8 protein-coding genes are annotated in these 9,461 nt (G+C 74.3%); 5 read left to right on the plus strand and 3 right to left on the minus strand.

Translation table 11 applies throughout. The features are described from left to right. Window positions 1–33 precede the first annotated feature (33 nt). Window positions 34–756 carry a class F sortase gene (locus BMW62_RS21440; protein ID WP_244524210.1) on the plus strand — a complete coding sequence of 241 codons (723 nt, stop codon included), beginning with the start codon at window positions 34–36 and terminating at the stop codon, window positions 754–756. Window positions 757–787: 31 nt separating this feature from the next. Here BMW62_RS21440 and BMW62_RS21445 read toward each other — a convergent pair whose 3' ends face one another. Together BMW62_RS21445 and BMW62_RS22875 are read right to left on the minus strand one after the other, a co-directional pair. Continuing rightward, window positions 788–1,411 (minus strand): GGDEF domain-containing protein, encoded by a 624-nt coding sequence (locus BMW62_RS21445; RefSeq protein ID WP_170852512.1) that lies wholly within the window; start codon window positions 1,409–1,411, stop codon window positions 788–790. After that, entirely contained in the window at window positions 1,396–1,797 is a 402-nt protein-coding gene (locus BMW62_RS22875) for a hypothetical protein (RefSeq protein ID WP_170852513.1), read from the minus strand. Before BMW62_RS22875 ends, BMW62_RS21445 begins: the two co-directional genes overlap by 16 nt. Before the next feature lie 335 nt (window positions 1,798–2,132). Here BMW62_RS22875 and BMW62_RS21450 point away from each other — a divergent pair, with 335 nt between their 5' ends. Next, window positions 2,133–2,837, plus strand: a complete 705-nt coding sequence (locus BMW62_RS21450; RefSeq protein ID WP_091935565.1) for an HAD family hydrolase — start codon at window positions 2,133–2,135, stop codon at window positions 2,835–2,837. A 41-nt stretch (window positions 2,838–2,878) separates the two neighbouring features. On the opposite strand, the gene BMW62_RS21455 is transcribed toward BMW62_RS21450, so the two are convergent. Then, window positions 2,879–3,826 carry a RecB family exonuclease gene (locus tag BMW62_RS21455; RefSeq protein ID WP_244524211.1) on the minus strand — a complete coding sequence of 316 codons (948 nt, stop codon included), beginning with the start codon at window positions 3,824–3,826 and terminating at the stop codon, window positions 2,879–2,881. 191 nt (window positions 3,827–4,017) lie between these two features. Here BMW62_RS21455 and BMW62_RS21460 point away from each other — a divergent pair, with 191 nt between their 5' ends. From BMW62_RS21460 to arc, 3 genes are all read left to right on the plus strand, one after another. Further along, window positions 4,018–4,860, plus strand: a complete 843-nt coding sequence (locus tag BMW62_RS21460) for a methyltransferase domain-containing protein (protein ID WP_170852515.1) — start codon at window positions 4,018–4,020, stop codon at window positions 4,858–4,860. Between the two features lie 139 nt (window positions 4,861–4,999). Further along, window positions 5,000–7,327, plus strand: a complete 2,328-nt coding sequence (locus tag BMW62_RS21465) for a transketolase-like TK C-terminal-containing protein (protein ID WP_139206345.1) — start codon at window positions 5,000–5,002, stop codon at window positions 7,325–7,327. 199 nt (window positions 7,328–7,526) lie between these two features. After that, window positions 7,527–9,302, plus strand: a complete 1,776-nt coding sequence (arc, locus tag BMW62_RS21470; protein WP_091935568.1) for a proteasome ATPase — start codon at window positions 7,527–7,529, stop codon at window positions 9,300–9,302. Window positions 9,303–9,461 lie beyond the last annotated feature (159 nt).

Consider the following 9,461-nt stretch of genomic DNA (forward strand, 5'->3'; position numbering starts at 1 on the left):
GCACCCCCTCCACCACTCCCGGAAGGACCCCGCGTGAGCGAGCAGGACGGCCGTCGACCGAACACCCGCAGGTGGATCGTGCTGGCTGCGGGCCTGGCCCTCGTGGCCGTGCTCGCCGTGGTCGTGGCCGTGACCGGGCAGCGGCAGGCCCCCCAGCCCGCGGCTGCGACCGAGCGGTCCACCTCCGCGACGCCGGCCACGCCCGCGACACCGTCCACGTCCGGCACGCCCTCCACCCCGGCCGGGCCGGCCGCCCCGGGAACGCCGGCCGCTGAGCCGGCGGCGGAGGCCGTGGCCGAGCCGGTATCGGTGCGCGTCCCCGCCATCGGCGTGACCAGCGACCTGCTGCGGCTGGGGCTGAACGACGACGGCACCGTCGAGGTGCCGCCGCTGGGCCCCGACGACCAGGCGGGCTGGTACGAGCGCGGCCCGGCTCCCGGGGCGGTCGGACCGGCGGTGCTGCTCGGGCACGTGGACTCCGCCGAGCACGGGCCGGGCATCTTCTTCGACCTCGGTGCCCTCCAGCCCGGGGACGAGGTGGAGGTTGCCCGCGCGGACGGCACGGTCGCGGTGTTCGCCGTCGACCGCGTCGAGCGGCACCCGAAGGACGACTTCCCGACCCTCGAGGTCTACGGAAACACCGAGGACGCGCAGCTGCGGCTGATCACCTGCGGCGGGGACTTCGACTCCTCCGCCCGCAGCTACGAGGACAACGTGATCGCGTTCGCCACCCTGGTCGGCACCCGGCCGGCCTGATCCGCCCTCCAGCGGTGGGGCCGCCCGGCCGTCAGCGGGACGCGGCGGCCTCGGGTGGGTCGTCGGCGTGCAGCGCCGCCGCCCCGCGGCCGTCGGCCTTGACCCGGTACAGCGCCAGGTCGGCGCGGCGCATCAGCTGGGCGGCGGTGTCCTGCGGGCAGCGCTGGGCGACGCCGGCCGACACGCCGACGTCGGGCACCAGCGAGCAGAGGCGCCGGACCAGCGCCAGCGCCTCGCTGCCGTCCAGGCCGGGCAGCAGGAGGGCGAACTCGTCGCCGCCGTGCCGGGCCAGCAGCGCACTGCCCGGCAGCGCCTGCCGCCAGCTGCCGGCGACCCGGCGCAGGAGGCGGTCGCCGGCCTCGTGCCCGTCGGTGTCGTTGATCAGCTTGAAGTGGTCGAGGTCCAGCAGCGCCGCCGACAGCGGGACGTCGGCTCGCCGGACGTGCTCGCCGAGCGCCTCGTCGAACCCACGCCGGTTGGCCAGCCCCGTGAGGGCGTCGCTGCCTGCGTCGGAGGCACGCACGACCAGGGTGCGGGTGACGGAGGCCAGGGTGCTCACGACGACCGCGAGGGCCGCGGCGCTGGCGGCCGACGCGTCACCGCGCAGCAGCAGGGCCGCCGTGGTGACGCCGACGACGGTCACGACGTGGGCCACGGCCACCCGGCGGTCGGCGGTCGGCGGTCGGCGAAGAAGCAGGCCATCACGCCGACGAAGGCGCTGACCGACGCGAGGATCACAGCGGTGGTGGCATCGGGCGCGATCAGCACGACGGCACCGATCAGGCAACTGCCTGCGGTGACCAGCCCGCCCTGGACGACGCGCGGCGGGGCGACGTCCCACCGGAACAGCGCGGCGCCCACCGCCACGGCCAGCAGGCCGATCCCGGCGATCAGCCCGCGGCGCACGGCCTGGTCGGTCCCGCCGCAGGCGGCCAGGACGGCGGTGCTCCCCCCGGCGACGTAGAAGAGCGCCAGGGTCTGGGCCATCGCCCGCGGGGAGGCGACGTCCCGGGACACCGGCTCGGCTCCCACTGCCCTCACCTCTCGCTCATCGGCCCGCCACCAGGGGTCCTGGAGCGGCCTCCGGTGCTCTGCCTCCGACGAGGGGGCCGTCCACTGCTCGTGCGGTCCGAGGAACCCGCCTCCCGCGCAGGCGTGATGGGTACCGCGTCCGCAGGCTCGGCCGGTGCCGCCACTCCGGTCCGCTCCGAGGGGCGCTGTCCCGGTGGCGCCGCGCGGGCTGGGAGACTCGGACCCGCGGAACACCCACCGCGTGGACGGCTGCCGGGCCGGGAGCGGTCGAGCCTCGTCCACCCGTCCCCGTTGCGCGCCTCGTGCGCCCGGGAGCCCCGTCGCGAAGGAACGTCGCAGCCCTGATGCCGAACGAGCTCGCCGCCGTCCTGTTCGACATGGACGGCACGCTGGTGCAGACCGAGGAGTACTGGGGTGAGGCGATGTTCGAGCTCGCCGCCTCGCTGGGCGGCCGCATGTCGCCGGAGGCGCGGGCCCGCACCGTCGGGACGAGCATGCGCCACTCGATGCAGGTGCTGCACGCCGATCTGGGGATCGTCCGCACCGAGGAGCAGCTGCAGGCCGACGCCCGGTGGGTCGAGGACCGGGTCGCCGAGCTCATGGGCACGGGGATCCCGTGGCGGCCCGGCGCCCGCGAGCTGGTCGCGGCTGTCCGGGCTGCGGGGCTGCGCACGGCCCTGGTGACGACGACGCCGCGCCGGCTCGCCGACATCGTGCTGGGCAGCATCGCGGCGGACCTGGGCGGCAGCCCGTTCGACGTCACCGTGTGCGGGGACGAGGTGCCCGCCCGCAAACCCGACCCGGCGCCCTACCTGCAGGCGGCCGTCGCGCTGGGCGTGGAGCCGTCCGCCTGCGTCGTGGTCGAGGACTCGCTGGTGGGCGTCACCTCCGGGCTGGCCGCCGGAATGGCGGTGCTCGGGGTGCCGGCGATGCAACCGGTGCCGCCGGCGCCGGGTCTGACCCTGTGGAACACGCTGGTGGATATCGGGGTGGCCGAGCTCGTCGAGGTCCTCGCCGCGGGGTGTTCGGCGCCGCTCGCCGGCCGCTGAGCGCCCCCCGACCTGCGCTGGACCGGTGTGATCGGCAGGGCTCAGACCGGGGTGACCGGCAGCGTCGTCCGCCAGCCCGCGGCCGCGGCGGCGTCGGCGGGGAACGGCGGGGGAGTGCCCCCGAAGGCCGGGCAGAGGGCCTGGTGGTCGCACCAGCCGCACAGCCGGCTCTTGTTCGGCCGGAACTCGCCGGTGGCCACCGCCCGCTCGATCGCCGACCAGATGGCCAGGAGCGTGCGCTCGAAGCGGACCAGCTCCGCTTCCTCCGGCGCGTAGGTCAGCGCGTCGCCGTCGCCGAGGTAGAGCAGCTTCAGCTGGGCGGCGACGACCCCGCGGGTGCGCCACAGCACCAGCGCGTAGAACTTCATCTGGAACAGCGCCTTGGACTCGAACGCCTCGCGGGGCATCGAGCCGGTCTTGTAGTCGACCACCCGCAGCGCACCGTTCGGGGCGACGTCCAGCCGGTCGACGTAGCCGCGCAGCAGCAGCCCGTCGGGCAGCGTGACCTCCACGAGCTCCTCGCGGCCGGCCGGCTGGATGCGGCGCGGGTCCTCCAGCGAGAAGTACTTCTCCACCAGCTTCCCCGCCGAGGCCAGCCAGGCCGCCACCGACTCGGGGGCGTTCGCGTCGCTCTCGGTGCCCTCGTCCTGCCCGGTCTCGAACAGCTCGGCGATGCCCGGCTCGTCGCGCAGCTCGGCCCAGGCAGGCTCGACCAGCTGCAGGGCGCTCTCCGGGGTGCGCTGCGCCGGGGGGAGGTCGTAGAGGCGCTCCAGCACGGAGTGGACCAGCGTGCCGCGGACGGCCGCGAGGCTCTTGCGCTCGGGCAGCCGGTCGATGGTGCGGAAGCGGTAGAGCAGCGGGCAGGTCTTGAAGTCGGCCGCCCGGCTGGGGGAGAGGGACGGGCGGCGGGGTGCCGTCGCGTCACCGGGCACCGCGGCGCCTTCCGCGGGCGTGCCGGTCGCCGGGTCGGTCTGCACCATCGCCGTCATGCACCCGAGGCTAGGTGGCTCCTCCGACAGTTCCGAGCGCCCGCGCCGCATCGGCGTCCCGGGTCACACCGGCACCGTCCGTAGGCTGGTCGCCCGTGACCAGTGAGCAGGAGCCCGGGACCGACGTCGTCGAGGAGGCGCAGCCCGCGCCGGCCGAGGAGGCGGCGGAGCAGCTGGGGGAACAGGCGCCCGTGCAGCGGGCCGAGCCCGTGGAAGGGGCGTTCGTCGCCGGCGACCGGGTGCAGCTGACCGACCCCAAGGGCCGGCTGCACACCGTCGTCCTGACCCCGGGCAAGCAGTTCCACACCCACCGCGGCGCGATCGAGCACGACGACCTCATCGGGGCGCCCGAGGGCTCGGTGGTGCACTCCACCGCCAACACCGGATACCTGGCGCTGCGGCCGCTGCTGGCCGACTACGTGCTCTCCATGCCGCGCGGCGCCCAGGTCATCTACCCGAAGGACGCCGCCCAGATCGTCGGCTTCGGCGACGTCGGCCCGGGCATGCGGGTGCTGGAGGCCGGCGCCGGGTCGGGCGCGCTGAGCTGCTCGCTGCTGCGCGCGGTCGGCTCGGAGGGCTCGCTCACCAGCTACGAGCGGCGCGAGGACTTCCTCGACGTGGCGCGGGCCAACGTCGGCGCCTTCTTCGGCGAGGTGCCGGGCAACTGGAGCCTGCGCCTGGGCGACCTCGCCGACCACCCGGCCGATGAGGTCGTCGACCGCGTCGTCCTGGACATGCTCGAGCCCTGGGCGGTGCTGCCCACGGTCGCCGCCGCGCTGCGCCCGGGCGGCGTGCTCGTCGGCTACGTGGCCACGGTGACCCAGCTGTCCACCTACGTCGAGGCGCTGCGCGCGCAGGGCGTCTGGACCGAGCCCTACGCCTGGGAGAGCCTGCTGCGACCGTGGCACGCCGTCGGCCTCGCCGTCCGCCCCGAGCACCGCATGGTGGCCCACACCGCGTTCCTCGTCACCGCCCGCCGCCTCGCCGAGGGCGCCGTCGCCCCGATCCGCCAGCGCCGGGCCCAGAAGCACTGAACGCGGCCGGGAGGGAGGACCGCCCCGCCGCAGGGGCCGGTGCCGCGCGCGACGTGGGCAGGCGGGCGGATGATCGACGGGACCGTGGCGCGGCAGGCGCGCCTGGTCCTCGCCCCAGCACAGCCGGAGGAGACCAGACGTGACCGACCTCGCGCCCAGGACGGCCCACGCCGACGCTCCGGACGACGCCGCGCTGCGGGAGATCGAGCAGCGGGTGCTGTGGCTGGCGACGGCGATCGTCGACCACGCCAACCGGGTGCGGCCGAACCCGTCGGGCCTCAAGGTCGGCGGTCACCAGGCGTCCAGCGCCTCGATGGTCACCATCATGACGGCGCTGTGGCTCGAGCAGCTGACCGCCGAGGACCGCGTGTCGGTCAAGCCGCACGCCAGCCCGGTGCTGCACGCCCTGGAGTTCCTGCTCGGCCAGCTCGACGCCTCCTGGCTGACCACGCTGCGCGGTTTCGGCGGGCTGCAGTCCTACCCCTCGCGGCTGAAGGACCCCGTCCCGGCCGACTACTCGACCGGGTCGGTCGGCATCGGCGCGACCGCCCCCATCTGGGGTGCGCTGGCCCGCCGCTACGTCAACACGCAGTTCGGCGCGGGCGGCACCGGGCGCCAGTGGTCGCTGGTGGGCGACGCCGAGCTGGACGAGGGCGCTGTCTGGGAGGCCGTGCTCGACCCGATGGTCGCCGAGCTCGGCGAGGTGAACTGGGTCGTCGACCTCAACCGGCAGTCCCTGGACCGCGTCGTCCCCACCATGGGTGCCACTCGCCTGCAGGGCATGTTCACCGCGGCCGGGTGGCAGGTGCTCACCGTCAAGTACGGGCGGCTGCTCGAGGAGCTGTTCGCCCGCCCCGGCGGCCCGGAGCTGCGCGACCGCATCGACGGCATGAGCAACGCCGAGTACCAGCGCCTGCTGCGCCGCCCGGCGGCGGACGTGCGCCGCGAGCTGCCGGGGGAGGGGCCGGGCGCCGGCGCGGTCGCCGCGCTCGTCGCCGACGTGCCGGACGCGGACCTGGTGGCCGCCGTCCGCAACCTCGGCGGGCACGACCTCGCCGCGCTGCGCCAGGCGTTCGCGCAGATCGACGACAGCCGCCCCACCGTCGTCATCGCCTACACGCTCAAGGGCTACGGCCTGGCCACCGAGGGGCACCCGCAGAACCACTCGGCGCTGCTGACCGAGGCCCAGCTCGCCGAGCTGGCCGCCCGCGTCGGCGTCGACCCGGCCGAGCCGTGGGCCGGGTTCCCGCCCGGCAGCGCCCCGGCCGGCCTGCTCGCCGACGCGGCCGCCCGCCTGGCCCGCACCCCGGTCGACGACGCCGGCGCGCCGGACGTGCCCGCGGACCTCGGCCGCACGCCCTCCGGGACGGCGACGACGCAGGCCGCCCTGGGTCGCACGCTGCTCGACCTCAACCGCGCCGCGCCGGAGGTCGGCCGGCGGGTGGTCACCGTCAGCCCCGACGTGTCGAGCTCGACCAACCTCGGCGGCTGGGTCAACAAGGTCGGCGTCTGGTCGCACGAGGACCGCCGTGACTGGTTCGCCGACGACGCCGAGACGATCCTCCACTGGCGGGAGCAGCCCTCGGGCCAGCACGTGGAGCTCGGCATCGCCGAGACGAACCTGGTCGGCGCGATCGGCGAGCTCGGCGCGACCTGGTCGCGCTGGGGGCAGCCGCTGCTGCCCATCGGCGTCCTCTACGACCCGTTCGTCGAGCGGGCGCTGGAGCCGTGGTCGTTCACCATCTACGCCGGCGGCCAGTCGCTGCTGGTCGGGACGCCGTCGGGGGTGACGCTGGCGCCCGAGGGTGGCGCGCACCAGTCGATCACCACGCCGTCGATCGGCCTGGAGCAGCCCGGCTGCCTGTCCTACGAGCCCGCGTTCGCCCTCGACGCGGAGTGGTGCCTGCTCGCGGCGCTCGGCCAGATGGGCCGTCCGGGCGGGCAGTCGGCCTACGTGCGGCTGTCCACCCGCCCGGTCGAGCAGGCCCTCGCCGCCGTGCCGGCCGACCCGGCCGCGCGCGATCGGCGCCGTCGCCAGGTGGTGGCGGGGGCGTACCCGCTGCGGCGGGTACCCCGCCCGGCGGTCACGCTGGCCGCGATGGGTGCGGTCGTGCCCGAGGCGCTGGCCGCCGCCGAGCGGCTCGACGGGCTGGGCTTCCCCGCCGACGTCGTCGTGGTGACCAGCCCGGGCCTGCTCTTCCGCGCCGCCCAGGCGCGGCGAGGCCTCGACGACGCCTCGCCGTGGGTGCTCGACAGCGTGTTCCCGGCCGACCGGGCCACCCCGCTGGTCACCGTCCTGGACGGTCACCCGCACACGCTCGCGTTCCTCGCCGGGGTCCGCGGTGCGCCGGCCGCGCACCTGGGGGTCACCCGGTTCGGGCAGAGCGGTGACCTGGACAGCGTGTACCGGTACCACGGCCTCGACGTCGACTCGCTGGTCGGCGCCGCGCTCGACCTCGTCGACTAGGTGGCCGTGCCCGCCGACGTCCTGCGTGGTGGGCCGGGAGCGACCGCCGCGGGTCCCGGGATCCGCTGCGGAGGAGTCGGAGGCGGCGCTCCGCCGGTGCCTCTAGCAGCCCGTCGCGACCTCCGCGAGCCCACGGCGAACTGTCCGTCCGCGTGTATAGATTTGCGTCCTGGCTCCCCCGACAGTGCGGAGGTGCGTGATGGGCCTGGGTCCTGACGAGCTGAAGGCGCGGCGTGAGCGTGACGTGGCCTCGCTGCTCAGCCAGATCTCCTACCTCGAGGAAGAGATCGGCCTGCTCCGCCGCAAGGTGGCCGACAGCCCGCGCCAGGTGCGCGCGCTGGAGGAGCGGATCGCGGAGGCAGAGGGCCGTGCCGCCTTCCTGTCCGAGCGCAACGACAAGCTGGCCGGCACCCTGCGGGACGCCCGCGAGCAGCTGGTCACGCTCAAGGAGGAGGTCGACCGGCTCGGTCAGCCCCCGTCGGGCTACGGCGTCTTCCTCACCTCCTACGAGGACGGCACGGTCGACGTCTTCACCGGCGGCCGCAAGCTGCGGGTCTCCGTCTCGCCGAACGTCGAGGTCGAGGGCCTGCGCACCGGCCAGGAGGTCATGCTCAACGAGGCGATGAACGTCGTCGAGGCGCGCGACTTCGAGCGCCAGGGCGACGTCGTCATGCTCAAGGAGCTGCTCGAGCCGGTCGACGGCGTGACGCCGCGCGCGCTGGTCATCGGGCACACCGACGAGGAGCGCGTCGTCTACCTCGCCGACTCGCTCGCCGGCCAGCCGCTGCGCGTCGGTGACTCGCTGCTGCTGGAGAGCCGGTCGGGCTACGTCTACGAGCGGATCCCCAAGAGCGAGGTCGAGGAGCTCGTCCTCGAGGAGGTCCCCGACATCGACTACGCGGACATCGGTGGCCTCTCCCGGCAGATCGAGCAGATCCGCGACGCCGTCGAGCTGCCGTTCCTGCACGCGGAGCTGTTCCGCGAGTTCCAGCTCCGCCCGCCGAAGGGGATCCTGCTCTACGGCCCCCCCGGCTGCGGCAAGACGCTCATCGCCAAGGCGGTGGCCAACTCGCTGGCCAAGAAGGTCGCTGCGGTGAAGGGCGAGGGCGTCAACCAGGCGAAGTCCTACTTCCTGAACATCAAGGGCCCCGAGCTGCTGAACAAGTACGTCGGGGAGACCGAGCGGCACATCCGCCTGGTGTTCCAGCGGGCCCGCGAGAAGGCCAGCGAGGGCACGCCGGTCATCGTGTTCTTCGACGAGATGGACTCGATCTTCCGCACCCGCGGGTCGGGGGTGTCCTCCGATGTCGAGTCGACGATCGTGCCGCAGCTGCTCAGCGAGATCGACGGCGTCGAGGGGCTGGAGAACGTCATCGTCATCGGCGCCTCCAACCGCGAGGACATGATCGACCCGGCGATCCTCCGCCCGGGCCGGCTCGACGTGAAGATCAAGATCGAGCGGCCGGACGCCGAGGCCGCCCGCGACATCTTCAGCAAGTACCTGGTGCCCGAACTGCCCCTGCACGCCGACGACCTCGCCGAGCACGGCGGCAACCGGGAGTCGACGATCGCCGGGATGATCCAGCGCACCGTCGAGCGGATGTACACCGAGAGCGAGGAGAACCGCTTCCTCGAGGTCACCTACGCCAACGGTGACAAGGAGGTCCTCTACTTCAAGGACTTCAACTCCGGCGCCATGCTGCAGAACATCGTCGACCGCGCGAAGAAGATGGCGATCAAGGAGCGGCTGGAGACCGGCACCGGCGGCCTCCGCGTCGGCCACCTCATGCAGGCGTGCCTCGACGAGTTCAAGGAGAACGAGGACCTGCCCAACACGACCAACCCCGACGACTGGGCGCGGATCTCGGGCAAGAAGGGCGAGCGGATCGTCTACATCCGCACCCTCATCAGCGGGAAGGGCAACGAGGCCGGCCGCGCTATCGACACGGCGACCAACACCGGCCAGTACCTGTAGCCACGCAGACGGACGGCCCGGCCACCTGCGCGGTGGCCGGGCCGTCCGTCTGTCCGGGGCTCCCTGGTGATCAGGATGCTCCTATGGATCGTCAAGCGGCCGAGGCGATGTTTTCGGGCGACTGGGTGGGGCGTAGGACGTAGTAGAGCTCGCGGGCGA

The organism is Blastococcus sp. DSM 46786, from assembly GCF_900109665.1.
Classification (GTDB): domain Bacteria; phylum Actinomycetota; class Actinomycetes; order Mycobacteriales; family Geodermatophilaceae; genus Blastococcus; species Blastococcus carthaginiensis.

Coding starts and splice junctions, on each gene's coding strand:
- BMW62_RS21450 (WP_091935565.1), top strand. CDS start 2,133: ATGCCGAACGAGCTCGCCGCCGTCCTGTTCGACATGGACGGCACGCTG.
- BMW62_RS21455 (WP_244524211.1), bottom strand. CDS start 3,826: ATGACGGCGATGGTGCAGACCGACCCGGCGACCGGCACGCCCGCGGAA.
- arc (WP_091935568.1), top strand. CDS start 7,527: ATGGGCCTGGGTCCTGACGAGCTGAAGGCGCGGCGTGAGCGTGACGTG.